This window comes from Curtobacterium sp. TXMA1 (assembly GCF_020162095.1).
Taxonomy (GTDB): domain Bacteria; phylum Actinomycetota; class Actinomycetes; order Actinomycetales; family Microbacteriaceae; genus Curtobacterium.
Genome location: NZ_CP083910.1, coordinates 3,421,854 through 3,447,888 on the forward strand (window position 1 = coordinate 3,421,854; position 26,035 = coordinate 3,447,888).

At 70.3% G+C, this 26,035-nt stretch carries 22 protein-coding genes; 7 read left to right on the forward strand and 15 right to left on the reverse strand.

Going from position 1 to position 26,035, the window contains the following annotated elements:
* The first annotated feature begins 23 nt into the window (after positions 1–23).
* Positions 24–662 (forward strand): hypothetical protein, encoded by a 639-nt coding sequence (locus tag LCG91_RS16225; RefSeq protein ID WP_224442038.1) that lies wholly within the window; start codon positions 24–26, stop codon positions 660–662.
* On the opposite strand, the gene LCG91_RS16230 is transcribed toward LCG91_RS16225, so the two are convergent.
* The 15 genes from LCG91_RS16230 to LCG91_RS16300 all read right to left on the reverse strand — a co-directional run bounded on the left by LCG91_RS16230 (position 655) and on the right by LCG91_RS16300 (position 17,646).
* A complete protein-coding gene (locus LCG91_RS16230) occupies positions 655–1,812 on the reverse strand; it encodes a hypothetical protein (RefSeq protein ID WP_224442039.1) in 1,158 nt (385 codons plus the stop codon). The genes LCG91_RS16225 and LCG91_RS16230 overlap by 8 nt on opposite strands.
* Complete coding sequence (locus LCG91_RS16235; protein WP_224442040.1) at positions 1,809–2,834, reverse strand: helix-turn-helix domain-containing protein; 1,026 nt, start codon at positions 2,832–2,834, stop codon at positions 1,809–1,811. The genes LCG91_RS16230 and LCG91_RS16235 overlap by 4 nt, the downstream gene beginning before the upstream one ends.
* 335 nt (positions 2,835–3,169) lie before the next feature.
* The gene (gene dnaB, locus LCG91_RS16240; protein WP_058728756.1) at positions 3,170–4,534 is read right to left on the reverse strand and encodes a replicative DNA helicase; all 1,365 of its coding nucleotides are present in this window, start codon (positions 4,532–4,534) and stop codon (positions 3,170–3,172) included.
* A gap of 493 nt (positions 4,535–5,027) precedes the next feature.
* Complete coding sequence (locus LCG91_RS16245) at positions 5,028–9,470, reverse strand: FtsK/SpoIIIE domain-containing protein (RefSeq protein ID WP_224442041.1); 4,443 nt, start codon at positions 9,468–9,470, stop codon at positions 5,028–5,030.
* Entirely contained in the window at positions 9,470–10,390 is a 921-nt protein-coding gene (locus LCG91_RS16250) for a hypothetical protein (RefSeq protein WP_224442042.1), read from the reverse strand. Before LCG91_RS16250 ends, LCG91_RS16245 begins: the two co-directional genes overlap by 1 nt.
* Positions 10,387–11,091: a hypothetical protein gene (locus tag LCG91_RS16255; protein ID WP_058728356.1), complete on the reverse strand. Its 705-nt coding sequence runs from the start codon at positions 11,089–11,091 to the stop codon at positions 10,387–10,389. The genes LCG91_RS16250 and LCG91_RS16255 overlap by 4 nt, the downstream gene beginning before the upstream one ends.
* On the reverse strand, positions 11,088–11,639 hold the full coding sequence (locus LCG91_RS16260; protein ID WP_224442043.1) for a hypothetical protein: 552 nt from the start codon (positions 11,637–11,639) through the stop codon (positions 11,088–11,090). The genes LCG91_RS16255 and LCG91_RS16260 overlap by 4 nt, the downstream gene beginning before the upstream one ends.
* Before the next feature lies 1 nt (position 11,640).
* A complete protein-coding gene (locus tag LCG91_RS16265) occupies positions 11,641–13,230 on the reverse strand; it encodes a DUF308 domain-containing protein (RefSeq protein WP_224442044.1) in 1,590 nt (529 codons plus the stop codon).
* Positions 13,230–13,526 carry a hypothetical protein gene (locus LCG91_RS16270; protein WP_058728353.1) on the reverse strand — a complete coding sequence of 99 codons (297 nt, stop codon included), beginning with the start codon at positions 13,524–13,526 and terminating at the stop codon, positions 13,230–13,232. Before LCG91_RS16270 ends, LCG91_RS16265 begins: the two co-directional genes overlap by 1 nt.
* 82 nt (positions 13,527–13,608) lie before the next feature.
* The gene (locus LCG91_RS16275) at positions 13,609–13,902 is read right to left on the reverse strand and encodes a WXG100 family type VII secretion target (RefSeq protein WP_058728352.1); all 294 of its coding nucleotides are present in this window, start codon (positions 13,900–13,902) and stop codon (positions 13,609–13,611) included.
* Between the two features lie 331 nt (positions 13,903–14,233).
* Positions 14,234–14,686 (reverse strand): 50S ribosomal protein L9, encoded by a 453-nt coding sequence (rplI, locus tag LCG91_RS16280; protein WP_058728351.1) that lies wholly within the window; start codon positions 14,684–14,686, stop codon positions 14,234–14,236.
* Between the two features lie 14 nt (positions 14,687–14,700).
* Positions 14,701–14,958: a 30S ribosomal protein S18 gene (gene rpsR, locus LCG91_RS16285; RefSeq protein WP_017887834.1), complete on the reverse strand. Its 258-nt coding sequence runs from the start codon at positions 14,956–14,958 to the stop codon at positions 14,701–14,703.
* 50 nt (positions 14,959–15,008) lie between these two features.
* Positions 15,009–15,581, reverse strand: a complete 573-nt coding sequence (locus tag LCG91_RS16290) for a single-stranded DNA-binding protein (protein WP_058748774.1) — start codon at positions 15,579–15,581, stop codon at positions 15,009–15,011.
* Positions 15,582–15,584: 3 nt separating this feature from the next.
* A complete protein-coding gene (gene rpsF / locus LCG91_RS16295) occupies positions 15,585–15,956 on the reverse strand; it encodes a 30S ribosomal protein S6 (RefSeq protein WP_058728349.1) in 372 nt (123 codons plus the stop codon).
* A gap of 253 nt (positions 15,957–16,209) precedes the next feature.
* Positions 16,210–17,646 (reverse strand): CCA tRNA nucleotidyltransferase, encoded by a 1,437-nt coding sequence (locus tag LCG91_RS16300; protein WP_224442045.1) that lies wholly within the window; start codon positions 17,644–17,646, stop codon positions 16,210–16,212.
* 123 nt (positions 17,647–17,769) lie between these two features.
* On the opposite strand from LCG91_RS16300, the gene LCG91_RS16305 reads away from it, so the two are divergent.
* The 6 genes from LCG91_RS16305 to LCG91_RS16330 all read left to right on the forward strand — a co-directional run bounded on the left by LCG91_RS16305 (position 17,770) and on the right by LCG91_RS16330 (position 26,034).
* Positions 17,770–18,855 carry a DUF6049 family protein gene (locus LCG91_RS16305; protein ID WP_224442046.1) on the forward strand — a complete coding sequence of 362 codons (1,086 nt, stop codon included), beginning with the start codon at positions 17,770–17,772 and terminating at the stop codon, positions 18,853–18,855.
* Positions 18,752–22,009, forward strand: a complete 3,258-nt coding sequence (locus LCG91_RS16310) for a DUF6049 family protein (RefSeq protein ID WP_224442047.1) — start codon at positions 18,752–18,754, stop codon at positions 22,007–22,009. Before LCG91_RS16305 ends, LCG91_RS16310 begins: the two co-directional genes overlap by 104 nt.
* Before the next feature lie 149 nt (positions 22,010–22,158).
* Positions 22,159–23,157: a thioredoxin-disulfide reductase gene (gene trxB / locus LCG91_RS16315; RefSeq protein ID WP_058748777.1), complete on the forward strand. Its 999-nt coding sequence runs from the start codon at positions 22,159–22,161 to the stop codon at positions 23,155–23,157.
* A gap of 63 nt (positions 23,158–23,220) precedes the next feature.
* The gene (gene trxA, locus LCG91_RS16320) at positions 23,221–23,547 is read left to right on the forward strand and encodes a thioredoxin (RefSeq protein WP_022832611.1); all 327 of its coding nucleotides are present in this window, start codon (positions 23,221–23,223) and stop codon (positions 23,545–23,547) included.
* A 179-nt stretch (positions 23,548–23,726) separates the two neighbouring features.
* Positions 23,727–25,031 (forward strand): PLP-dependent aminotransferase family protein, encoded by a 1,305-nt coding sequence (locus tag LCG91_RS16325; RefSeq protein ID WP_224442048.1) that lies wholly within the window; start codon positions 23,727–23,729, stop codon positions 25,029–25,031.
* Positions 25,032–25,071: 40 nt separating this feature from the next.
* Entirely contained in the window at positions 25,072–26,034 is a 963-nt protein-coding gene (locus LCG91_RS16330) for a D-alanine--D-alanine ligase (RefSeq protein WP_224442049.1), read from the forward strand.
* The last annotated feature ends 1 nt before the right edge of the window (position 26,035 follow it).

A 26,035-nucleotide genomic window follows, 5' to 3' on the forward strand; every position in this document is an offset into this window, starting at 1 on the left:
GGAACCGTCCTCGGTGATGCCAGGTGACTGCGGAGCTGCACCCGATTCCTCTGTCGTTCCGCGACTCGGTGCCTGATCACCAGCGGGTGTTCTGTCACTCAGGCGTCTTCGACGGCGCTGCGCTGACCGTCGTGTACGGGGTTGATTTAGACGAACATCGCCGTCGTGTCCGTAGCGCTGTGTCTGCGGTGCCGGACGAGTATCTGCTGGCGGCTGCGATGACGCTTCCAGACGATGATCTGGCTCCGGTTCCGCCGCGTTTCACCGCACCCCTGACCGGTCATGAAGGTCACACTGTTGCTGCTGTTGTCGCGGATCCCGCGGGCGAGGTTTGGGGGCGCCGTGTTCTCCAGCCGGTGGTCGACGTGCTCGAGATCACAGCGGAGGCGGACAGTTGGACGCGCGGATGTGCTGTCGCCCACGAGTGGGTCGGATACGGCCCACGCGTCGTTCGGGTTGCAGAGCAAGGTACTGCCGACTGGTCGATGCTGATGACCGAAGCCTCGCATTACGGCATCGGCATCGTCTGCGGCCTGCAGGACGATCGAGTCCTTGAACCGGCGCCCTTTAGGCCTCGCCGATGGACCGCGGCGAGATGGCGATTCTCCGAGCTCGTATACGAGCAGTTCCTGCGCCTTCTCCCGGGCGGTCACCTTATCTGACCGGCTCTGCCCACACTTCGAGGTCGTCCGGAATCGGCAGTGGCCGGCGGATGTGGGTCTCGAGCTGCGGGTAGGTGTCCAGCGCTCCCTTCACCTGATCGTCCCAGGCGGCGAGCCGAGCGCTGGGTGCGAGACCTGTGGTCGCGTCGTGCAGCCGCCCGATCTCCACCAGGTTGTGGAGGTGCCCGGTGTTCCGGTCTTCGTCCGTTCCGAAGAGGCGATCGATGGGCTGTCCGTCACAGACGGCGCAGAAGCACACGAACGGTTCTGCTTCCGCGAACCAGACCCGCCGCATCTGCTTGGTGCGGACGAACCGGAGCATGTCGCCAACGAGCATGTGTGGGGCCATGTCTTCGGGGTCGATGGCGCTTCCGCGGGTGCCGACCGGGTTGAGCCGTCGCACCGAGGGGTACGCGCCGATCGCTGAGGCGATCGCGCCGTGGGCGACGGCATCGAATCCGAACATGTCGACCCGGTACGCGAGGACGGTGCCGGTCGTCTCGGAGATGAGTCGTCGGTATGCGCGCATGCGCTTGCGGCTCTCGAGCGGGTTCTTCTTGTCGGTGAAGGTCAACGCGACCGGGTGGCGGCTGCGGTCGATGACCTTCACGACCTGTCGGGCGTAGTCGGGGTTGCTCAGCCATCCTGCGCTCAGCGGCAGGGTGAACAGGACGTCGTCGCGCTCGATGGCGTTCACCTCGCGGAGGGCGTTCTTGAGGGTGCGGGAGTCTCCCGCCTTGATCTGTCCGGTCGGGGTCATCGCCAACGCGCTTCCGGCCATGCGTTGCATGCTGAGGTGCCAGTCGAGGCTGGGAGGGATCAGTTCGTTCTCGTCCCGGTCCAGCTGGAACGGGGCGTCTTCAGTCGCCCAGTAGTTCCGGACGGCGGCGGGTTCCGCGATCATCGGCACGGTCGGGTACTGCGATTGCAGACGCTGCACCCGCGACATGGCGTGAGCGCCGGCTGCGAAGACACCGCCTGTGTAGCGGGAGACAGAGTCCATCGCGTGAAGGACGTTGTCGCCGCAGACGTGGAACTGCCGGCCGGTGAGCATCTCACGGGCGTCCTGTTCGATCGGACGCGGCGTGGGGGTCGCGGGAGCGAACGCCGACAGTGCGGTGTTGTTGATGACTGAGAACAGGGTCGTCATGCGTGTTCCTCCATGAACGTTGATGAGAACTCTTGTGGAAGCATGTGCGCTTTGCGAGCAAGCTGATCGATCGTTGTTCCACCGTCGAGGGCGGCGGCGATGGATTTCGTGAGTGCCCGAGGTTGTTCGGTGGGGATCGGGTCTGGTTCGCGCCGGTGCATCCCAGAGGTGCTGAGCCGAATGCTCCACTCGCGGTAGGTCCGGTCGTCGATGAGGGCTTCGTCGTGGGCGCGACGGATCAGGGCAGCGAGTGAGATCTTCCAGCGCCGCTTGAGAGGCAACAGCGCCTCCAGGTTCGGGTCTGATGGCCACTCGACCCGCAGTTTTCGACCTGGGAGGAGGAACTCCCCAGCGAAGGCGTCCGCTTGGCGTTCCTGCTCGTCACCGCCCGCGTCGTTGTGCATCACGGCGTGCCCGAGCTCGTGCGCGATCGTGAAACGCTGACGCTCTGCGGGAACGTGTTCGCCGACGAGGACGACTGGCCGGCCTTCGGCCGGCCACGTCGCGATTGCGTCGACCTGCACGGACTCGAGGGGCCACCGCAAGACGGTGACACCCGCAGCTTCGACTGTTCCGATCAGGTCAGAGATCGGGTCCTGGCCGAGCCGCAGTTCGGAGCGCACGTCCTGGGCAACTTCTTGCGGCGTAACGAACCCATCTTCGAGGTCGTGCCGACGCAGCTCGGAGCGAGCGTGGCCAAGGATCGCGTCCGCGCGTTGCTGCATCAGGGCCGCGTCTGCGCCGATCTTGGTGAGTGCGCCCTTCGGGGTCGACTTTTTCTTCCGGTGGAACACCCGAGCCGGAACGATTGCTGCCCGTGCCTCGAAAAAAGCCTCCACAGGTACACCGAGTGCGTCTGCGACGGCGGCCCAGCGCTCAGGGTCGAGGTCGAGCAGACCGGATTCAACTTTCGACAGGGTGCCCTGCGACACCCCGGATACCTCCGCGAGAGCGGCCTGCGTCAGACCTCGAGACAGCCTGACCGTCTCGAGGAGTGATGCGCGCGGGGAAAGGTTGGCCATGAGTGCAGCATACATCCGGTCACGGATTATTCCGAGCGCTTTGCGATTTTCGACGGCCGCAGGGAGGAGAGGCCTGAGCGCCCGTCCCGACAGGAGACGGCGTTGTTGCCGGAGAAGGCCCGGCCTCGGCGATATCCTCCGCGGCTGGGGGGCGGATCGAACAGAACTTCGACACAGCCTGTCAAACCTGGGCGGCACCTGCGCGTACGCAGCGGAACTTGTCCTCCGGCCCCTCAACGGCACTGACCAAGCAGCAATACTTGTCAAAAGCGAGGCCCTGGACAATTTAGGCTGCGCGTTTGACACGTAGTACCGGCAGCCACAACACGCGTGCCCTACTGCGGCATGTCGACGAACCGCGAGAACATCCCGTGGAACGCCACCGTGATGGTGTCCGTCGGGCCGTTGCGGTGCTTCGCAACGATCAGGTCCGCCTCACCCTGACGCGGGTTGTCCTTCTCGTACGCCGACTCACGGTGCAGCAGGATCACCATGTCGGCGTCCTGCTCGATGGACCCCGACTCACGCAGGTCCGAGATCATCGGCTTCTTGTCGGCACGCTGCTCCGGACCACGGTTCAGCTGCGACAGCGCGATGACCGGCACGCCGAGCTCCTTCGCCATGAGCTTCAGTGCACGCGAGAACTCGGAGACCTCCTGCTGACGGCTCTCGACCTTCTTGCCCGAGGTCATCAGCTGCAGGTAGTCGATGACCACGAGCTTGAGGTTGTGCTGCTGCTTGAGCCGGCGGCACTTCGCGCGGATCTCGACGAGCGTCATGTTGGGGGAGTCGTCGATGAAGAACGGGGCGTCGTTGATGCGGCCGCGGGTCTGCGCGATGGTGGTCCAGTCGCGGGAGTCGACGGTGCCCTTGCGCATGTTCTGCAGCGGCACGCTCGACTCGGCGGACAGCAGGCGCATCGCGATCTCGGCACGACCCATCTCGAGCGAGAAGAACGCGGCGGTCTGGTCGTGCTTGAGCGCTGCGGCGCGACACAGGTCGAGCGCCAGGGTCGACTTGCCGAGTGCGGGGCGCGCGGCGACGATGATGAGCTGCCCGGGGTGGAAGCCGTTCGTTAGGGCGTCGAGCCCGCTGAACCCGGTCGGCACGCCGGTCATCTGCCCGTCGCGGCCCTTCGCGGCCTCGATCTCGTCGATCGCGGCGCCGATGGCGTCGGTCAGGGGCACGTAGTCCTCGGTCTGCACGCCACCGGCGACGTTGTAGACCTCGGCCTGCGCGCTGTTGACGAGGTCGGTGACCTCACCCTCGGACGCGTAGCCCATCTGCACGATGCGGGTCCCGGCGTCGACCAGACGGCGGAGCACCGCCTTCTCGGCGACGATCGCGGCGTAGTACCCGGCGTTCGCCGCGGTCGGCACCATGCTCGTGACGCTGTGCAGGTACTCGGCGCCGCCGGCTCGCGAGAGCAGACCGGTCTTCGTCAGCTCATCGGTGACGGCGATCACGTCGGTCGGCTCGCCGTGCGAGTAGAGCGACAGGATCGCGTCGAAGATGACCTCGTGCTTGGGGATGTAGAAGTCCACGCCTCGGGCGGTCTCGATGACGTCGGCGACGGCGTCCTTCGACAGCAGCATGCCGCCGATGGTCGACTGCTCGGCGAGCAGGTCGTGCGGCGGCGTCCGTTCCGAGCCCCGGTCGGACAGGTCCTGCGGGGACGGATCGAGATGCGCGATCGACACACGGACTCCCTCTTGTCGTGACGGTGCAGGCCTCGGCCCACACCGGCTTTCCTACCCCGGACGACCGACATCCCCTGCCTCCGCCGAGTCGCTGGGCCAAGCTACGGGGACAGAGTTATCCCCAGCAAACGGCCCTGTGGATAACTCTGTGGAGAGCATGCGGAACACGCCGGCTCCTCATGTGCACAACTGTGGACGGGTATGTGGACAACTGCACGGTAGAACACGTGTTCGACGACTTGAACTGGGGTTTTCCGTTCCACACCATGTGTGGAGAACCAGGCTTCAACTGCACCTTGAAGGTTGCGCCGGGCGGCGTTTCCACTGTGTAAAACGACTTGACAAACGGGTGCCCTGTGGGGAGCGTTCTCGGGTCGCTCCCAGCATCGGCGGACCGCCGCGAGCAGTAACCGGCCAGCACCAGCCTCAGCGGACCGGGCTCCCATCGGACCGGCCGACCAGCCGAACGACCAACAGGCCGCCAGCACCAGCCTCAGCCGACCAGCGCCCCGGCCCCGGCCCCAGTCCCGGTCCCCGCCAGCGTCCCGCGCGGGACCATCGGCACCTGCAGCGTCGACGCCAGCCCGGTCCCCAGGTGCACGAGCGCCGACCCGGGCTCGATCCGTGTGGAGATCGACGACCGCGCGATGCGCACCCCGATCAGGTCCCCGGCCAGGGTGTCCTGCGGCGACAGCAGAGCCCCGCGCCGGTTCTTCTTCGCGTCGACCTGCCACCCGCCGAACCCGGCCGCGAGCCCCGTGGTGTTCCCTCCGAGCAGCATCCCCTGCCCGTTGTCCACCGCGGCGCGACCCCAGTCGCGAAGCCAGCGGGCCGCCGAGCAGTCGATGAGCAGCTCGCCGTCGTCCACGACGAGCACGAGGGGAGTGCCGTCGGGTGCGAGCACGGGTTCGAGCTGCTCCTGCGTGACGTCGTCCCCACTGAACACCGAACGCACGCCGGGCAACCCCTCGAGGTCCCGCACGGGCCCCGGCCGCGGCGCGAGCACGACGAGCGACGTGCCGCCGGCCAGCAGCGACCGCGCCATGGCCGCGAGCATGGTGGACCGACCGGACCGCGACGGTCCGGCGACCACGAAGGTTCCGCCCCCCGTGCGCAGGTCGACGGTCTGCAGCTCCATGTCGTCCCCACCGACACCCGTGACCGCGACCATCGGGAGCGGTTCGGGAGCGGACTCGAGCGCGAGTGCGGTGTCGAGGTCGAGGTCCTTCGGCATCGCGTCCACCCGGAACGGGCGCGGCGACGGCGGGACCGGCGAGGCCGCTCGGAGCTCCGCGGCGAGGTCACGCACCGCGGTGGTCTGCCCCTGCCCGGACACGTCGGTGCCGAGCGTCGCGAAGTGGACCTCGGTGCCCGAGTCGGCGCGGAACCCCCGCCCCGGCGGGATGGACGCGGGCAGCTTCCGGTGGTTGATGCCGCCGAGCGAGTAGTCCAGCCGATCGGTCAGCCGCAGCACGACCTTGTCGTCGGTGAGCGTCGACATGCGCGACGACAGCAACGACCGGTCGCCGGACACCACGACGTGGATCCCGGCTGCCGCTCCGTCGCGGAGCAGCGACTGCACGGCGTCGGTCAGCGCCCCGCCGTCGACCTCGCCGAGCGACGTCGTGAAGTTCTCCCAGCGGTCGATGAGCACGAGCACGTGCGGCAACCGCTCACCGGGCGCCGCGAGCAGGCGCTGCTCGGTGACGTCCGCCGCGGACGCCGCGGCGATCAGGTCGTGCCGCCGGGCGGTCTCCCGTGTCAACCGGTCGACCAGGCGCGTGGCGCGTTCGACCTGCGTCCGCTGCACCACGGCACCACAGTGCGGCAGCTGCTGGAGCGACGCGAGGGCACCGTTGCCGCAGTCGATCGCGTACACGTGCAGGTCGGCGGACGACAGGGACCGCGCCGCGGACGCGGCCAGGGTTCGGAGCGCCGTCGACCGACCCGACCCCGGCGCGCCGACGACGAACTGGTGCGTGAAGCGGGCGAGGTCGACCTCGGCTGCGCGCTGCTCCTGGGTGTCCGGCAGGTCCTCGAGCCCGACGGCGAAGCGGAGCGCGTCGTCGGTCGACGACGTCGGCCGACGCGACCCGACGGCGGCGGACGCCACCCCGGCGAGCGGCAGCAGCTCCGGCAGCGGCGGCAGCCACGGGCTGTGCACCCGTCCGATGCCGAGCCGGTCGCGGGCGTCCCCCATCGCCTGCACCAGGACCGAGAGGTCCGTGGCGGCGGTCGCCTGGTCGCTGCGCGACGGTCGCGCGGGCGGTGCGGTGGCGAAGTCGCGCCACTCGAGCACCCGGACGAACGGGAGGCCCGTGGCCGGGTCCTCCTCGCCGGCCCACCGACCGCCGACCCGCGCCGACTGGAAGGGCACGACCGACGAGTGACCGAGGCGCGCGTACGCGCGCCCCGGCACGCTCTTCGGGATCCGCGCGGCGTCGGCCACGTCGATGACGTCGGTGCTCTCGCCGGAGTCGGTCATCCGCAGGGCGACGCGCAGGTTCGTGTTCGCCCGGATGTCCGGCCCGACGACACCGCCGGGGCGCTGGGTGGCCAGGATCAGGTGCACCCCGAGCGAGCGACCGCGCTGCGCGATGCCGATGAGCCCGGTGACGAAGTCGGGCAGCTCGGTGACCATCGCCGCGAACTCGTCGATGACGAGCACGAGCCGTGGCATCGCCTCGCCGGCACCGCCGCGGGCGAGGTGCGCCTCGTGGTCCTCGATGTCCTTCGCACCCGAGGCAGCGAGGATGTGCTCCCGCCGGGTGAGCTCGGCGCGCAGCGACCGGAGCGCCCGCTCGACCAGGTGCTGGTCGAGGTCGGTGACGAGCCCGACGGTGTGCGGCAGGTCCGACGCCACGCTGAAGGCCGCGCCGCCCTTGTAGTCGACGAGCACGAACGTCATCCGGTCCGGTCGGTTCCGCAGCGCGAGCGACGCGACGAGGGTCTGCAGGAACTCGGACTTGCCGGACCCGGTGGTGCCGGCGACCAGGCCGTGCGGACCGTCCTTGACCAGGTCGAGCTCGAAGGCGCCGTCGATCCCGACGCCGACGACCGCTGCCGTGCTCGTGCCCGACGCCGCCCAGCGTTCGGCGACGGTCCGGCCGTCTGGCTGCGGCAGATCGACGACGTCGAGCAGTCGGGCGGCGTCCGGCACCAGGCCGTCCCCGTCGGACCCGCTCGTGTCGCGCAACGGCGACGTCCCGCGGGCGACGTCGTCGTACCAGTCGTCCGCGACGCGGTCCGCGAGCACGAGCTCGACGGGCGCGGACAGCTGCCGGCGGAGCACGAGTTCGGTGGGGCTGCGGTGCGTGACGGTGGCGACGCACTCCTCGGGGAGCTGCCACTCCTCCTCGTCGATGCACACGAGCCGGATGCCGCACGCGGGCCCGTCCCGCAGCAGCCCGACGACACCGGGCATCGCGCGGAGCCGTCTGGCGCCGTCGAGCACCACGACGATCTCGGGCGAGAACCGGCTCCGGTGCGTCCCGTTCTTCTGCCGCTCCGCCCGGCGCTCGGCGAGCACCTGGGTGAGCTCGGCCAGGCGCCGGCCGATCGTCTCGCCGTCGGCGCCGATGAGCGCCAGGGCCTCCTGCCCGCCCGTCGGACGCAGGTGCGGCAACCACAGCGTCCAGGCCCACGCCGGGACGTGCTGCTGCGCCGTGAGCACGACGAACTGCACCTCGCGCGGGCTCTGCGTGACGGCGAGCTGGCCGAGCACCCACCGTCCGAGGTCGCGCGGGGTGTCACCGGCGCCGGCGATGCCGAGCACCCCGACCTCGGCGAGCGGGACCGTCACGGGCACGCCGCGGGTGACGCGGGGCGCGTGGGCGAGTCCGTCGAGGTCGCGGTCGTCGACCACGGTGACGGTCGACGGCAGGTCGCCCGTACCGATCCGCACGTGCAGGTGGTCACCGTCGGACGGTCGGCGCTCCCAGAGCCGCCGTCCGGGGGTGGTCGCGACCACCCGCAGCGAGGCGGCGTCGAGCGCGGACGTCCGCCGCTGGTCGCGCTGGTCGAGCACCGCCTGGTCGATCGCCGCCTCGAGCGCGGCGACCCGTTCGCGGTGCTCGGCGAGCTGCTTCCGGTGGCTCTTCTTCCCCGTGCGCCGCGCACTGATCGTCTGCCCGATCACCATCATCGGCGTCATCGCCGCGAAGAGCAGGTAGAACGGCGAGCGGAACACGGTCGCCATCACGATGCCGAACATCGCCGGGACGAACACCATGATCCACGGGATCGCGGACCGCTGCGGTGGCACCGGCGGCTTCGGGATCCGGAAGTCCGTCTGCAGGAACGGCGGGAGCAGCCGCGGCGGCCGGTTGAAGTCGAGCTGCCCGGAGTCAGGCGGACGGAGCAGCATGCGGTCGACGACCTCGACCGGCGCGACGCTCAGCACCGTGTCGCCGAGGCGCACGAGGGCGCGTGCCGGCCAGTCCGACCACTGAGCCGTGATCGGCTCGCCCTCGAGGGTGGGCGCGGGACGGTCCGCGGGACGCTCGCCGTCGTCCTCGGGCGGGGTGAGCCGGACCGTCACCGACCCGTCGAACGCGGTGCGGGCCTCCAGACCGGGACCGTCGGCGGCCGCACCGACCGCGGCCGCACCGTCCTCGGCGAGGGCGATGCGGACCGTACCCGGCGACAGCCGTCGGGCGCGACCCGCGTCGATCCCGCCCACGACGAGCAGGTGCACGGTGCCGTGCTCGGGCTGCGGTCGCTCGGCACCGCCGACGTGCAGGACTGCGCCGTCGACGAGGCCGCTGCGGGCGAACGGCACGTCGCCGTCGGGGGCGCCGTCCGGGACGGGCCGTCCGCCGGTCCGTCGGACCAGGGCGTCGACGACGGTCCGCATCGGAGTCTGTCCGGCGGCGTCGACGAGGACGTCGGAGTGCTCACCGGTCGCGTCGTCGACGACCGTGACGACGACGCGCATCAGGCCTGTTCCCGCGCGTCGGCCGGGACCTGACCGTCGACCGCCGCAGCCGGGTCCACCGGGACCGAGCGACCGAGGGCCGCCCACTGCAGCGTGCCGAGCTCGTCGGACACGTGGGTGCCGTCCCGCCGCACCGCGATCGTCCAGCGTGCGAGCGGGTCCGGGGCGGCCGCGATGCACGCCCAGCGGCCGCCCGGCCGCTCGAGCAGACGGGCGAGCTCACGTCCGTCCGCGCCGGCCGGCACCCGGGACACGACCAGGAGGCCCGGGGTCGCGTCCGCCGTGACCGCCGCGATCGCCTCGTGCACCGTCACGGCCGTGCCCACCCCGACCGGCGACCCCACCTCGAGCACGGTGGTGCCGGCCGCCCACGGGGCGGCCGTGAACTGTTCGACGACGCGGACGAGCAGCGCCGCACGGGCGGCGCCCTCCCCGCGCAGGGCCACGATCCCGCGCACCCGACGCAGGTCGACCACGACCGTCTCGTCCTCGCGGGTGCCGACCGGTACGGCCGTCGCGAACTCGACCGGGGCCCCGCCGACGAGCGGGACCGCCTGCAGCGCCCACATCGGCGCCGACCACGTCCGACCGTCCGGCGTGGCCGTCCACGGCGCCGGCGGCGCGATCGTCGGCGACGCGACGTCGATCCGCACGGTGTGGCCGACCGTGATCCGCACCGCGCCGGGGAACAGCACGCCCGCCCCGGCACACGAGGCCTCGATCCCCCGGAGCACCCGGTCGACGGCCCAGGCCGCGGTCGGGTCCCGGCGGACCTGGTCGGCCCAGACCAGCGCGTCGGTCGAGGTGCGGCGGCGGAGCGCGACGATCGAGGGCACCACGACGGCGAGCGCTCCCAGGAGCACGACGACCGACATGGTCAGCAGCAGGTGCGACTCCGGCGTCAGGAACGACCAGGTCACGAGCGGGCCTCGGCGATCTCCTCCAGGCGCCGGTCCAGGGCACCCGGCTCGCGCCCGGGGACGTCCACCCAGCGCAGCGTCCCGACCAACGTGTCGAAGAGCTGCACCAGGGCGTCGACGACCCGCTGGTCCGCCTCGGGGTCGGACACGACGGAGTAGCTCAGGACGACCCAGACCCCGGGACGGTGCGGAGCGTCGATCGTGTAGGTGACCTGACGGTCGTCCAGGTCGGGGAGCCCTTCGAGCACCCGGACGCGCCGGTGCGTCTCCTCGATCCGCGCTGCGAGTGCGCCGTCGACCTCGCGCACTCCCTGGCTCGCGGGGTCGTCTGACACGCCCCGGCCGAGCTGCCCCGCGTCGGCGAGCAGTCGGCCCACGACGACCTCCGGGGTGTCCTCGGACTCGTCGTCGACCTCGCTCTCGATGAGGCTCACCGGCGGCATGAAGCCGTCGACCGACCGGGTCGGCAAGTACACGGCGATGGCTCCGTTCTCGCCGGCCTGCGACACGGTGGAGCGGAGCTGCTGCCGAGCACGGTCACGGAACGGTGCGGCGCGGTCCCGCGGCAGGTCGTCCGGGACCGCGTCACGAACGACGGCCTCGATGACCGTGTCGAGGTGGTCCCGGTCCTCGGGACGAGCGGGGAAGCGGGTCCATCCCGGAGGGACCGCCATCAGGAAGGGCGCTGCCAGTCGGGTCACGGCTGTTCCTCCAGGTGCACGCTGGACGCGAGGTCGACGAGTTCCGAGCGCATCGGATCGATGAGCGCCAGCGCCGTCGACCGCCACGTGACCCGGACGTCGAGTCCCGGGCTGCGACGGACCGCGCTGACGCTGACGATCGCGGACGCGTCGTCGAGCAGGTCCCGGCGGACCGCCACGACGGTGCCGTCCTCCTCCGACACGTCGACCGGTCCGAACGGGTCGGGCGTCGCCGCACCCACCAGCACCGAGGTCTCGGCGTCCGGGTCCGGGGCGCCGGCCTCGACGAGGATCTGTTGCGGCCAGTGGTCCTCGAGGGCGAGGGACGCGACGAGGCGGGCGCCTGGACCCACCTGGCGGACCGCCGCGCGGAGCTCCGCAGCGGTGCGCTCGGGTTCCGGCGCACGGTTCGTGGCGACCTCACCGAGCTGCCGGAAGAGGGTGACCGCTGCCGCCTGCCACTCGTCCGAGTCCACCACGGGCAGCCACGGGAACGGCGACCCCTCGATGATCGTCGTCGCGGCTCCCGACCACGGGCCGTTCGTCACGTCACGCACCCGTCTGCGCGGGCCGCACCGGCTGCGCGGTCGAGTAGTCGGCGTGCACGTCAGGCAGGGCCCCCTTGTGCGCGGAGGTCCACGCGGACCAGGGTCGCGGGTCACCGAAGTCCGAGCCGAACGCGATGTTCTGCCCGATGAACGTGCCCTTGCCCCAGAGCGAACCGGCGACGCTGCCGAGGTACTGCCAGTTCGTCTTGCCGATCGAACCGATGCCCTCCAGACCACGAGTCGTCAGCCACGAGTCCAGCTCGTTGCGCTTCACGATGCCGTCCACGCCGAAGAACCGCTGCCAGAAGAGCGAGTCGGTCTTCTCGCTGACGTGCACGAAGGCACCGTCCGCACGCGAGGAAGGGACGAAGCGGCTGCCGCCCTTCGTCACGGCCTCCGCCCAGGTCGACGGGTTGCCGAACTGCTTGCCGAGCAGCCCGACGTCGTCGCGAGCGATCCGGCCGACGGAACCGAGGTTCCACCAGCTGGGGCCGGGTTTGGCGAACTGCTCGTCGAAGGCAGTGAGCTTGGGCCCGAGCTGCTGCTTCGTCCACTGGTTGAACGGCGCGATCAGGTCGTGGAGCTGCTCGCCCTTGGCGACGTCGAACTTGCCCCGGAGCCAGAGCTTCGCGATGTCGGTCCTGCGGTCCTGTCCCGCGCGGAGCGCTGCCTGGGTGCTGCTCTTGATCGACGTCCGACCGGTCGTGATCCCCTTCGAGATCGCGCCCTTCGTCAGCGCCGTGATCTTCGAGCCGAGTCCGAGCGAAGCGATGCCCACGAGGGACATGACGAGCTCGAAGATGCTGCCCTCACCGGTACTGAACTTGAGGGCGGCGGCCACGAGCGCGAAGCCGGCCGAGATCGCCCCCACGATCGCCGCCAGGCCGAGTCCGGGGATGAAGAAGGCGAGGACGCCCAGGATCATCCCGATCACGGTGAAGATCTTGATGAGCGCGTGGAGGAACTTGTACCAGCCGCTGTCGTGGAGGCCGTCGTTCCAGGACCCCTTCATCGCGGCAGCAGCAGCCTGGCCGGCTTGCGCGAGGTCGCTCTGCGCCTGGGCGAGCAAGCTGCGCGCTGCGTTCAGCTGGCCGGTCAGGTCGTCGATCCGGTCGGAGCGTCGACGCGCGTCGTCCTGCTGCTCGGCCGTCGGCTCGGTCCCTGCGTCGCGTGCGGCCTGCAGCGGGTCCGCGGTGCGCTGGACGCTTCCGAGCTCCCCGTCGACCTCCGTGGCCCGCTGCACCGCGGCCCAGGACGTCGCCATGACGGTACCGCCCCCGCTCCGGTCGGCCTCGCTCCCGACGGCGTCCCGGAACCGTCCGATGGCGTCGCCTGCCGCCTGGTAGCGGCCGTGCATCTGCACGAGCGAGTTGCTCACGTCACGGGACCGCGTCCGGATCTTGTCGACGGACTCGCCCTCGCCCGTCGAGAGGTCGCCCTCGCCCACCGGCCGGAGCTGGGCGGCCGCACGCTCGATGTCCTCGGCCATGTCTCGGTAGTACTTCGCGAGCTCCTCGATCTCGTCGGGACGGCTCGTGATCGGGTCCGCGTCGTACCCGAGCAGGTCCCACCGCGCCGGACGGTTCGCCATCAGTTCGACTCGACCTTCAGTCCGTCGACGAGCTGCTGCTGCACGTCGGTGAACGCGCTGTTCATGTCCTCGAGGTTGCGGTGGAGCTTGTCGACGTTCTTCCGCAGCTTCTCGCGGTGCAGCTTCCAGTCCCCGGAGAACGAGTCGAAGGTGCTCTGCAGGCGACGTTCGCCGAAGACGCCGCGGTTCTCCCGGTCACTGCTGCGCTGGTGCTCGAGTTCCTCGTTCACCCGACCGACCCGTTGCCGCGAGTCGGTCACCAGGATGTCCGTGATGAGCAGGTGTTCCGTCGTCATGTCTGGTCCGTCCACTCCGTGCTGCTGATCTGAGAACGTCTCGCGGGGCCCCCGGTACCGGAGGCCCCGCTGGACGACTGCGCTACTTGATGGCGTTCGCGAGTTCCTGGTCGGTCTGCTGCAGCGCCTCGGCCGCCTTGTTCAGGTAGGTCGACATGCCCTCGAGACCCTCGATGGTCTTCGTGGCACCGTCGTTGAACTCCTGGTAGGAGCTGCCGAAGGCGACCGAGGACTGGTCCGTCACGTAGCCGCCGCTGATCAGCGAGTCGACCAGCGACTTCAGCTCCCGCAGCTTCGCGGTGATGTCCTGCTCACCGTTCACGAGTCGGGTCGCGGCGTCCTGCATCTCGCCGTAGGTCACGTTCAGGTTGGGCATGTCGTGCTCCTGTCGTTCGTCGCGCCCCCCGGTCGAGGGACACCGGGAACGTTATTCCAGACCGGAACGATCTCGGGGGGTACATTTCTCGACGGCGTCCACCCGTACGAGTGCACAGTGATGTGCACATTCCAGAACATCGGCTCCAGCATGCGCTCGATACCGGGCAGAATGCACATTCCACCCCGGGGAAGAAACCCTCGGCTTGCGGCGTGTCGCGCTGCGCGGACGGGGCTGCCTGTCCCCCGGAACGGGGACCGCCGGGAACCGCAGCCACGACGAAGGGCGGGCCTCCCGGAGGAGACCCGCCCTTCGACGGTGGTGACGCTGCTTACTTGGCGGCGACGACCTGGAGCGAGATCACCGCGGTGATGTCCTCGCGCAGACGCACGGTGGCCTCGTGGTCACCGACGGTCTTGATGGTCGCGGGCACCTCGACCTTGCGCTTGTCCAGCGAACCGACGCCCTGCGCCTGGACCGCGTCGGCGACGTCCGCCGGGCGGACCGAGCCGAACAGACGGCCGTCCTTGCCGGCCTTGACGGTCAGCTTGATGGTCGCGTTCTCGAGCTTCATCTTGAGGTCCTGGGCCTCTTCGATGGTGGCGAGCTCGCGAGCGGCACGGGCCGCACGGATCGACTCGACCTGCTTCTCGCCGCCCTTGGACCACGCGACGGCGAAGCCCTGGGGGATGAGGTAGTTGCGAGCGTAGCCGTTCTTGACGTCGACGACGTCACCGGCGGAACCGAGGCCGGAGACCTCGTGGGTGAGGATGAGCTTCGACATGTGAACTCCTCCGATCAGCGGCCGGAGCCGGCGTAGGGGAGGAGCGCCATCTCACGGGCGTTCTTCACGGCACGGGCGATGAGGCGCTGCTCCTGGACGGAGACGCCGGTGATGCGACGGGCGCGGATCTTGCCACGCTCCGAGATGAACTTGCGAAGGGTCGCGACGTCCTTGTAGTCGATGACGCCGACCTTGATCGACTTCGCGGGAGCGGCGTTCTTGCCACCCTTGCCGCGAGGCTTCCGGCGGTCGCCGGTGCTCTTTCCAGCCATTGTGATTCCTTAGAGAAGAAGAAGTTGTGTGTCCGTCAGACCGCTGAGGATCAGAACGGGGTCTCGTCGTCGTACGAACCGCCGGGCTGGCTCCACACGTCGTTCGACTGTGCGTTGCCGCCCTGCTGGCCGCCCTGGGGCGACCACGGTGCGTCCGACTGACCGCCGCCGCTGTTGTTGTTCCAGCCGCCGCCGTTGCCGCCCTGGCCGCCGGAAGCGTTCCCGCCGCCGACCTGGCCACGACCGCCGCCGGAGCCACCCGCAGCACGGGTGACCTGCGCGGTCGCGTAGCGGAGCGACGGGCCGATCTCGTCGACCTCGAGCTCGATGCTCGTGCGCTGCTGGCCCTCACGGTCCTGGTAGGAGCGCTGACGCAGACGACCCTGCGCGATGACGCGCGAGCCCTTCGTCAGCGAGCCCGCCACGTGCTCGGCGAACTCGCGCCACACGCTCGCACGGAGGAACAGCGCGTCGCCGTCCTTCCACTCGTTCGCCTGACGGTCGAACGTGCGAGGGGTGGATGCGATGGTGAAGTTCGCCACCGCGAGCCCGTTCTGCGTGTAGCGCAGCTCCGGGTCCGCGGTGAGGTTGCCCACCACCGTGATGACGGTTTCGCCGGCCATGAGCTACTCGGCGCTCGCGGTCGCGTTGGCGGCCTTGCGGGCCGCGCGGGCCTCGTCGCGCTGCTTCTGCGCGGCGACCTGGGCGATCGCCTCTTCGGCGCGGAGGACCTTCGTGCGGAGCACGGCCTCGGAGAGACCGAGCTGACGGTCGAGCTCCTTGGCGGCCTCGGGGGTCGAGGTGAAGTCGACGACGGCGTAGATGCCCTCGGACTTCTTCGCGATCTCGTAGGCCAGGCGACGACGGCCCCAGACGTCCACGTTGTCGACGGTGCCACCGTCGTTGCGGATGACCGCGAGGAACTTGTCCAGGCTGGGAGCGACGGTGCGCTCGTCGATCTCGGGGTCGAGGATCGCCATCAGTTCGTACTGGTGCATGCGGAACCCACCTCCTTTGGTCTCGGCGGCTCCGGGCGGTTCCCGGAGCAGGAGGGTTGATGCATGTGTCCGACCGCGCAGATGCGCGAGGACAACCCGAGTAGCTTAGCCCACGGCCTGGAGGCGCGCCACCGGTCGTGGAGAGCGGCCCGGTCTGGCAGGCGGGCCGCCGGGTGGACGGAACCAGGTTTCCGACACCGAACCAGGCGACGGGACTGGTTCGAAGTCGAGAACCTGGTTCGACCCGGCGTGGTCAGGCCGTCGCGTCCCGCTCGGCCCACCAGGAGCGCAGGCGCTGCTCGGCCTCGTCGGCACCGAGGGGACCCTCGTCCATGCGGACCTCGAGCAGGTGCCGGTACGCCTCGCCCACGGCACGCCCCGGCGGGATGTCGAGGATGCGCATGATGTCGTCGCCCGTCAGGTCCGGACGGATCGCGTCCAGCTCCTCCTGCTCCGCGAGTGCCGTGATGCGGTCCTCGAGGTCGTCGTAGGCGAAGCCGAGGCGGTCGGCCTTGCGACGGTTCCGCGTCGTGACGTCCGAGCGGGTGAGCTCGTGCAGGCGCTCGAGCAGCGGTCCGGCGTCGCGGACGTAGCGGCGGACGGCCGAGTCGGTCCAGGCACCCTCGGTGTAGCCGAAGAACCGCAGGTGCAGCTCGATCAGGCGGGCGACCGCCGCGATGGTGTCGTTGTCGAACCGGAGCGCCCGCAGCCGCTTCTTCGCCAGCTTCGCGCCGACCAGGTCGTGGTGGTGGAAGCTGACGGCACCGCCGGGCTCGAGCTTCCGGGTCGCCGGCTTGCCGATGTCGTGCAGGAGCGCCGCGAGCCGGAGCACCGTGTCCGGGGCCTCGCCCGGGTGCCGCTCGGCCTCGTACCCGATCGCCTGCGACAGCACCGTCAGCGAGTGCTCGTACACGTCCTTGTGGTGATGGTGCTCGTCGATCTCCAGGCGCATCGCGGGGAGCTCGGGCAGGAAGCGTTCGGCGAGTCCGGTGTCGACGAGCAGGCGGACACCGGGGACCGGCTCGGACGTGTTCAACAGCTTGACGAGCTCGTCGCGCACCCGCTCGGCGGACACGATGTCGATCGAGTCGGCGAGCTCCGTCATCGCGGCACGGACCTCGTCGGACACCGTGAAACCGAGCTGCGCGGTGAAGCGTGCGGCACGCATCATGCGGAGCGGGTCGTCGCGGAACGACACCGGTGCCGCCTGCGGGGTGTGCAGGCGACCGGCGAGCAGGTCCTCGACGCCGCCGTGCACGTCGACGAGTTCGCGCTGGGGGAGTCGGAGCGCCATGGCGTTCACGGTGAAGTCCCGGCGGAGCAGGTCGTCCTCGATCGTGTCACCGAACGCCACCTCGGGCTTGCGGGTCTCGCCGTCGTAGACGTCGCTGCGGTAGGTCGTGATCTCGACCTGCTCGCCGGCGACGCGGGCGGCGATGGTGCCGAACTGCCGGCCGACGTCCCACGTCGCGCTCGCGATCGGCTCGACGATGCGCAGGACGTCGTCGGGGCGGGCGTCGGTCGTGAAGTCGAGGTCGGTGACGGGTCGACCGAGGAACGCGTCGCGGACGGGACCGCCGACCAGGGCCAGCTCGTGTCCGGCATCGGCGAACGCCCGAGCGAGGACGGCGACGGGCTCGGTGGCTGCGAGTGCGTCGAGTCGTTCGACGGCCTGGGCAACGGACTGCATGACGGACCTCATCCTCCCAGATCGGGGCACCGAGTTCTCCACACGGCCCGCGCGCACGGGATCGTCCCCGTCCGCCCCTCGTACACTCGTGCTCGGCCGGAACCGACCCTCGGGCCCTCCTGTATGCACATCCTCCGCTCCACGCTCGCCGCCGCTGCCACGGCCCTCGTCGCCATCGGCCTCGTCGCCACGCCCGCAGGTCCGGACCCGGCGCACGCCGCGACGGTCGACCGCACCACGACCCGCACCGCTGCTCCGGCCGCTGCCGACCAGGGGAGGACCACGGTCTCGATCGCGCCGGCCGGCCGCGGGATCGTCCGGCGCGACGAGGACCTGCAGGTCACGGTCACGGTGACGAACGACACGGACACAGAGGTACCCGCGGGCTCGGTCGAGCTCGACATCTTCCGCTCCGAGAGCACGCGGGACGTCCTCTCCGATTGGCTCGCCGACACCAGCACGACCGGTTACCTCGGTGCCCCGATGGACACGGCGGACGTCCCGGCGGTCCCGGCGCACCGTTCGGTCACGCAGACGGTCACCATCGTGCCGGGCAACGTCGCCCTCGGCGGGTACTCGTCGTTCGGGGCCCGGCGCATCGCCGCCGAGTACACCGCCGGCGACACCTCCGCCGTCGCCCGGTCCGCGATCACCTGGTACCCGGACTTCGAGCAGACCCCGGTCGGCGTCTCGGTCGCGATGCCGATCACCCTCCCCGCCACCGCCGACGGCGTGGTCGGTGCCGACGCCCTCGCGGCCGCGACCTCGGTGGACGGCACCCTCACCCAGCAGCTCGACGCCGCCGTCGACCACAACGTCGCGGTGGGCGTCGACCCGCGGATCATCGCCTCCATCCGGTTGCTCGGCGAGAACGCCCCGTCCAGCGCACGGAGCTGGCTCGACCGGCTCGAGGGGCTCCGCAACGAGACCTTCGCGCTGCCGTACGCCGACGCCGACGTCACGGGGCTCCGCCAGGCCGGCGCGGACGGCATCCCCGGCGTCGTCTCCCTCGATCAGGCCGTCGAGGCGGAGAACTTCCCCGGTGCCAGCACGCCGACCCCGACCCCGACGGCCAGTGGCACCGCGACACCGACGGCCTCCGCCGGTGCCGCCCCCCGACGAGACACCGGGCACGACCCCGACCCCGTCGGACGACGCCACCGCGGGCACCCAGGACGGTACGACGCAGGACGGCACGGGTCAGGGTGACACCGGACAGGACGGCACCGGGCAGGACGATGCGGGCGACACGACCTCGACACTGCCGACGACGGCCAGCCTGCTCGACTTCCCCTGGGCGCTCGACGGCGTCGCCTGGCCCGTCGAGAACACCGTGGCCACCGACGACCTGCCCGCGCTCGCGAAGGCCGGCGCCGAGACGACGATCGTCGCGAGCGGCAACACCTCGGCCGGCCCGGACACCACCGTCGCGGCCTCGGAGCGCATCGGTGACCAGAAGGTGCTCGTCGCCGACCAGGGCATGTCAGCGCTGCTCCGCGAGGCGGCCACCGCCACCGACCAGCGCGACCACGACGCCGCGATGGCCGAGCTCACCGCGACCCTCGCGACCGCGGCCCGTTCCGGCAGCGCGCAGAGTCCCGTGCTCCTGACCCTCGGCCGCGAGTGGCCGACCGACTCGACGATGCTGAGCAGCGCCCTCGACGCGCTCGAGGACACACCGTGGGTCGCGCCCGCGGACCTCTCGACCGCAGCGAAGGCCACCGCCGGGTCCCTCACGCTGGCCCCCGCGGACGACGGGTCGGACCGCCTCGACCGGCTGCGCCGACTGGTCGAGAGCGAGCAGGACCTCACCGCCTTCGCCTCCGCCGTCGACGACCCGGCGACCGTGACCGCCCCGGCACGGCTGCGTCTGCTCGCGTTGGCGTCGAACGCCTGGCGCGGCGAGTCCGACGCCCTCACCACCGCCGTCGACAAGCAGGTCCGGGCCTGGACGCAGACCACCGACCAGGTGAGCATCCCCGACTCCAGTTCGCTGACCCTGCTCGGGGACCGCTCGTCGTTGCCCGTGTCGGTGCGCAACCGCACGGACTACCCGATCACCGTCCTGCTCAACGTCCAGCCGTCGAGCTCGGCGCTGCAGGTCGTGCGGAACGACGTCGAGGTGAAGCTCCAGCCGCAGTCCTCCGCCCGCACGACGATCCCGGTCCGGTCGGTCGCGAACGGCAAGGTCAGCCTGACGATGTCCCTGACCACGCCGACCGGGGTCACCGTGTCGCAGCCCACCACCGTCGAGCTCAACGTGCAGGCACAGTGGGAGACGGTCATCACCGCCGTGGCGGCGATCGGTCTCGTCGCGATCTTCGGCTTCGGCATCTTCCGCAGCATCCGGAAGCGCATCCGGCGCCGCAACGGCGAGCTCGACGACGACGACGACGACCCGAACCGCCCGCTCGCGGTGCAGCCCGATGCTCCCGGTGTCCCCGCCGCCCGGTCTGGAGGGTCGTCCAGCGTCGCGCAGGCAGCCCCCGCCGCCGCGGTGGTCGGCGCAGCGGCGGTCGGCACCACCGCCGTGTCCGGTCCCGCGCACGTCGCACCGGACGGGTCCGGCGCACCACGGCAGGACGGCGCTCGCCCTGCGGACGCGACCGTCCGCGACGGAGGCGAGCCACGCCTCCAGGCCGGCCGTCCCGACCAGGACGACACCGTGCCCGAACCCGAGGAGCCGACCATCAGCACGCAGCAGCAGCCCGCCGTCGACGCGGAGCCCGCGGCCGAGCGGAACCTCGGACGGGCGAGCGCGATGCTCGCGGCGGGCACGATGCTCTCGCGGGTCCTCGGCTTCGGCAAGACCTTCGTACTGGCGTACGCGATCGGCCAGGCGCACTCGCCGGGCGCCGACGCCTTCGCCCTGGCGAACCAGCTGCCGAACAACATCTACGCCCTCATCGCGGGCGGTCTGCTCTCCGCGGTGCTCATCCCGCAGATCGTGCGGTCGATGCAGCAGAGCCGCGACGGCGGGACGGCGTACGTCAACAAGATCGTGACGCTCGGCGCCACCGTGTTCGTCGTCATCACGATCGTCGCCACGGTCCTCGCGCCGTTCCTCGTCTGGCTGTACAGCCAGCAGGCCACGGGCGACGGCAAGGGCTTCACGCCGGCCCAGACCGACCTCGCGGTCGCGTTCGCGTTCTGGTGCCTCCCCCAGATCCTCTTCTACGCGCTGTACTCGCTGCTCGGTGAGGTCCTGAACGCCAAGCAGGTCTTCGGTCCGTTCACGTGGGCGCCGCTCATCAACAACGTCATCGCGATCGCCGGCCTCGTCGTGTTCATCGCGATGTTCGGTGACCAGGCGGTCAACTCCTCGGTCGACTCGTGGACCCCCCTGAAGATCGCCGTGCTCGCCGGCAGCGCGTCCCTCGGTGTGCTGGCCCAGGCCGCGTTCCTGCCGTTCTTCTGGAAGCGCGCGGGACTGTCGTTCCGTCCGGACTTCCGGTGGCGCGGCGTGGGGCTGAAGGCGACCGGCACGGCGGCCGGCTGGCTCTTCGCGATGATCCTCGTGACGCAGCTCGCGGGCATCGTGCAGTCGCGCGTCGCGTCGCTCGGCACGGGGGCCGCGGGCAACGCGGTCCTGCAGAACGCGTGGCTGCTCTTCATGCTGCCGCACTCGATCTTCGCGGTGTCGATCGCGACGGCGTACTTCACGCGGATGAGCCACGACGCCGAGCGGGGCGACCTGGACGCCGTCCGGCGCAACCTGTCGCTGTCCCTCCGGATCGTCGGACTGTTCACGGTGTTCGCGTCGGTGGCGCTGATCGTGGTGTCCGTGCCGTTCGGGCGCATGTTCGCCGGCACCTTCGAGCAGGCGCTCTCCATCGGCGCGGTGCTGCTCGCCTACATGCCCGGTCTGGTGCTGTTCAGCATGCTCTTCATCATCCAGCGGGTCTTCTGGGCGATGCACGACCACCGCACCCCGTTCCTCATGCAGTGCGTGCAGTCGGTGCTGTTCGTCATCGGGGCCCTCGCCGTCGCGACGTTCCCGCAGAGCATCGTCGGTGTCTCGATCGCAGCGTGCACGACGCTCGCGGGGACCGCGCAGACGATCGTGGCGCTCGTCCTCGTCCGTCGCCGCCTGAACGGCATCGAGGGGCCCGTCGTCACCCGCTCGCACGTGCAGTTCGTCATCGCCGCGCTCATCGCCGGGGTCGCCGGCGCGGTGGTGGTGTCCGCGCTCGGCGCCTTCGTCGAGGACGGGTTCGCCATGTCCGACCGGACGGGCGCGTTCATCACCATCGTGCTGAGCGGTGCGGCGATGGCGATCGTGTACTTCGGCGCCCTGGTCGTCGCGAAGAACGGTGAGATCGCGAACGCCGTGAAGCTCCTGCGCGCGCGACTCGGACGCTGACCACCGAACGTCCGCTCGCGTCTCGTCCGTTCGCGGCCGGTCCGCTCGCGGCTCGTCCGCACCGGCTGTCCGCTCCCCGGTGGGGCGGAATGTCCCGCCGGTAGCATGTGTTGACCCGGTCAGCACTCAACGGAAGGGCAGCGAGGCACATGCGCCAGCTCATCATCATCGGTTCCGGTCCCGCCGGGTTCACCGCCGGCATCTACGCCGCGCGCGCGGAGCTCAAGCCCCTGATCGTCGCGTCGAGCGTCGAGACCGGCGGCGAGCTCACCAAGACCACCGAGGTCGAGAACTTCCCGGGCTTCCCCGAGGGGATCCAGGGCCCGGACCTCATGATCAAGATGCAGGAGCAGGCCGAGAAGTTCGGTGCCGAGGTCCTGTACGACGACGCCGTCTCGGTCGACCTGACCGGCGACGTGAAGAAGGTCACGGTCGGCTCCGGCGAGACGTACGAGGCGCTCGCGGTCATCTACGCGACCGGTTCGGCGTACCGGCACCTCGGCCTCGCCGACGAGGAGCGTCTGTCCGGCCACGGTGTCAGCTGGTGCGCCACGTGCGACGGCTTCTTCTTCCGCCAGAAGAACATCGCCGTCGTCGGCGGTGGCGACTCCGCGATGGAGGAGGCCACGTTCCTCACCCGCTTCGCCGACAAGGTGACGGTCATCCACCGCAAGGACACCCTGCGCGCGTCGAAGATCATGCAGGACCGCGCGATGAACGACCCGAAGATCGAGTTCGCGTGGAACAAGGAGGTCACCGGGATCACGGGTGACTCCGCGGTCGAGGGCGTCACCCTTCGCGACACCGTCACCGGTGAGGAATCCTCGCTGCAGCTCGACGGGCTGTTCATCGCGATCGGCAACGACCCGCGCACGCACCTGATCCACGGGCAGATCGACCTCGCGCCCGAGGGCACCATCGCGGTCCAGGGTCGCTCGTCGCGCACCAACCTGCCGGGTGTCTTCGCTGCGGGTGACGTCATCGACCCGACCTACCGCCAGGCGATCACGGCGGCCGGTTCCGGCACCGTCGCCGCCCTCGACGCCGAGAAGTACCTCGCCGACCTCGACGACGCGCTCGTCGACCAGGCCGAGGGCGTCACGCCCGAGGGTCCGGCGATCATCGACGTCGAGGCCGCACGGGCCTGACCCGGACCGGAATACCGCAGCGGCCCAGCCGTTGCACCAACTGAACTTCCCGAAGGAGCACACATGTCCAACGCAAAGGCCGTCACCGACGCCACCTTCTCGGACGAGGTCCTCAAGTCCGACAAGACCATCCTCGTCGACTTCTGGGCCGAGTGGTGCGGCCCGTGCCGCGCCGTCTCCCCGATCCTCGACCAGATCGCCGCGGAGCACGCCGACAAGATCGAGATCGTCAAGCTCAACGTCGACGACAACCCGCAGTCGGCCATGAACTACCAGATCACGTCGATCCCGGCGATGAAGGTGTTCAAGGGCGGCGAGGTCGTCAAGACCGTCATCGGTGCGAAGCCGAAGCCGGCGCTCGAGGCCGACCTCGCCGAGTTCCTGGCGTAGGCACCCCGGACCACCCCGACGGCCCCGCTCTCCCCGGAGAGCGGGGCCGTCGTCGTGCAGGGGGAGTGCCAGCTGGACGCGGGCGGGCCACAGCTTCAGGATCGGCCCCCGTCTCCCACCGGAGATCCGGCAGGCGATGTCGTAGTGTGGCGGGAATGTCCCACTGAACGGAGCACACGATGACGAACGGCAACAGCCTCGACCCCTGGTACGACTCCTACGCCCAGCGCACCGCCGGGCTGAGCGCCTCCGAGGTCCGAGCCCTGTTCGCCGTGGCATCGCGGCCCGAGGTGGTCTCGCTCGCCGGCGGCATGCCGTACGTCTCGGCGCTGCCGCGTGAGCTCGTCACCGGGTCGATCGACCGGGTGATGACCGAGGACGCCGCCATGGCGCTGCAGTACGGCGGTGGCCAGGGTCTGCGGTCCCTGCGCGAGCACATCGTCGACGTGATGAGCCTCGAGGGAATCCGTGCCAGCGCCGAGGACGTCGTCGTCACCACCGGCTCGCAGCACGCCCTGGACCTCGTCACGCGGCTCTTCATCGACCCGGGCGACGTCGTGCTCGCCGAGTCGCCGTCGTACGTCGGCGCGATCGGCGTCTTCCGGTCGTACCAGGCGGAGACGGTCCACGTGACCACCGACGAGCACGGCCTGGTCCCCGAGGCGCTGCGCGAGGCGATCGCGAACCTGCGCACACAGGGCAAGCGGATCAAGTTCCTCTACACGATCCCGAACTTCCACAACCCGGCGGGCGTCACGATGAGCCGTGAGCGCCGCATCGAGGTCCTCGACATCTGCCGGTCGAACGGCATCCTCGTGCTCGAGGACAACCCGTACGGTCTGCTCTGGTTCGACGAGCCCGCGCCGCAGGCGATCCGTTCGATCGACGACGAGGGCGTCGTCTACCTCGGGTCCTTCTCGAAGACCCTCGCCCCGGGCTTCCGGGTCGGGTGGGCGCTCGCTCCGCACGCCATCCGCGAGAAGCTCGTCCTGGCGAACGAGTCGGCCGTCCTCGCGCCCAACTCGTTCGGTCAGTACGTCGTGAACGCCTACCTGGACGCCGCAGACTGGAAGGGGCAGGTCGACACCTTCCGAGGCCTCTACGCGGAGCGCAGGGACGCCATGCTGGCCGCGCTGGGGGAGTTCCTGCCCGACCTGTCGTGGACGAAGCCGAACGGCGGCTTCTTCGTCTGGCTCACACTGCCGGACTCGCTCGACTCGAAAGACATGCTGCCCCGTGCCGTGAAGGAGCTGGTCGCCTACACGCCGGGGACCGCGTTCTACGCCGACGGCCGCGGCGGGGGCAACATCCGCCTGTCGTTCTGCTACCCGACGCCGGACCAGATCCGAGTCGGGGTCAAGCGCCTCGCGACCGTCATCAACGACGAACTCGAGCTGCTCGAGACCTTCGGGCACTCGACGCGGCCCAGCGCGGTGACCGAGTCGCGGTCCACCGTGGTGGCACCGCCGCCGAACATCTCCTGACCAGCACTTTCATCGCCCGTTCCACCCGGAGGATCCTCGCATGGCCGAGCTCACCCGTCGTCACGTCGTCGTCGTCGCGGGAGGGATCTCCCACGAGCGCGACGTCTCGCTCCGATCGGGTCGCCGCGTCGCCGACTCCCTGACGGGCTACGGTTGGCAGGTCGACCTCCGGGACGCGGACGCCTCTCTCCTGCCCGCGCTCCGTCACTCCCGGCCCGACGTCGTCTGGCCGGCGCTGCACGGTGCGTCGGGTGAGGACGGCGCACTCCGGGGCGTCCTGGAGGCACTCGACATCCCGTTCGTCGGCTCGCGTTCCACATCGGCTCGGCTCGCATGGGACAAGCCCACCTCGTCCGCGCTGGTCGCGCGTGCCGGTGTCCGGACCCCGCGATCGGTCACACTGTCGCACGACGTCTTCCGAGAGCTCGGCGCCGTCGGAGTGCTCGACGCGATCGCCACGGAGCACCCCGTCCCGCTCGCCGTGAAGCCCGCGCGAGGCGGTAGTGCACAGGGCGTGACACTCGTCGAGGACCCGCACGACCTGCCCCGTGCGATGGTGTCGGCGTACACCTACTGCGACGACGTCGTCGTTGAACAGCTCATCCGTGGGACCGAGGTGGCCGTGGGCATCATCGACACCGGCGATGGTCCGGTCGCCCTGGCCGCGGTCGAGATCGTCCCGAAGAGCGGGACGTACGGCTTCGAGGCACGCTACAACGCGGGGGAGACGACCTTCTTCACGCCGGCTCGGCTCTCCGACGAGTTCAGTCGCGCAGCAGCAGATGCCGCAGTCGCAGCACACACCGCGCTCGGACTCCGCCACCTCTCGCGCGTCGACCTGATCGTGGACGGTGCTGGCACGCCCTGGTTCCTCGAGGCGAACGTCCTGCCGGGTCTGACGGAGACCTCCCTCGTTCCGCAGGCGCTCAGCGCGTCCGGGTTCGACCTCGGATGGACGTACGCGGAGCTGGCTGAGCAGGCGATTCGCGACCACCGCGCCTGAT

Coding starts and splice junctions, on each gene's coding strand:
- LCG91_RS16230 (WP_224442039.1), bottom strand. CDS start 1,812: ATGACGACCCTGTTCTCAGTCATCAACAACACCGCACTGTCGGCGTTC.
- LCG91_RS16235 (WP_224442040.1), bottom strand. CDS start 2,834: ATGGCCAACCTTTCCCCGCGCGCATCACTCCTCGAGACGGTCAGGCTG.
- LCG91_RS16245 (WP_224442041.1), bottom strand. CDS start 9,470: ATGCGCGTCGTCGTCACGGTCGTCGACGACGCGACCGGTGAGCACTCC.
- LCG91_RS16265 (WP_224442044.1), bottom strand. CDS start 13,230: ATGGCGAACCGTCCGGCGCGGTGGGACCTGCTCGGGTACGACGCGGAC.
- LCG91_RS16270 (WP_058728353.1), bottom strand. CDS start 13,526: ATGACGACGGAACACCTGCTCATCACGGACATCCTGGTGACCGACTCG.
- LCG91_RS16275 (WP_058728352.1), bottom strand. CDS start 13,902: ATGCCCAACCTGAACGTGACCTACGGCGAGATGCAGGACGCCGCGACC.
- rplI (WP_058728351.1), bottom strand. CDS start 14,686: ATGTCGAAGCTCATCCTCACCCACGAGGTCTCCGGCCTCGGTTCCGCC.
- rpsR (WP_017887834.1), bottom strand. CDS start 14,958: ATGGCTGGAAAGAGCACCGGCGACCGCCGGAAGCCTCGCGGCAAGGGT.
- LCG91_RS16290 (WP_058748774.1), bottom strand. CDS start 15,581: ATGGCCGGCGAAACCGTCATCACGGTGGTGGGCAACCTCACCGCGGAC.
- rpsF (WP_058728349.1), bottom strand. CDS start 15,956: ATGCACCAGTACGAACTGATGGCGATCCTCGACCCCGAGATCGACGAG.
- LCG91_RS16300 (WP_224442045.1), bottom strand. CDS start 17,646: ATGCAGTCCGTTGCCCAGGCCGTCGAACGACTCGACGCACTCGCAGCC.
- LCG91_RS16305 (WP_224442046.1), top strand. CDS start 17,770: ATGCACATCCTCCGCTCCACGCTCGCCGCCGCTGCCACGGCCCTCGTC.
- trxB (WP_058748777.1), top strand. CDS start 22,159: ATGCGCCAGCTCATCATCATCGGTTCCGGTCCCGCCGGGTTCACCGCC.
- trxA (WP_022832611.1), top strand. CDS start 23,221: ATGTCCAACGCAAAGGCCGTCACCGACGCCACCTTCTCGGACGAGGTC.
- LCG91_RS16325 (WP_224442048.1), top strand. CDS start 23,727: ATGACGAACGGCAACAGCCTCGACCCCTGGTACGACTCCTACGCCCAG.
- LCG91_RS16330 (WP_224442049.1), top strand. CDS start 25,072: ATGGCCGAGCTCACCCGTCGTCACGTCGTCGTCGTCGCGGGAGGGATC.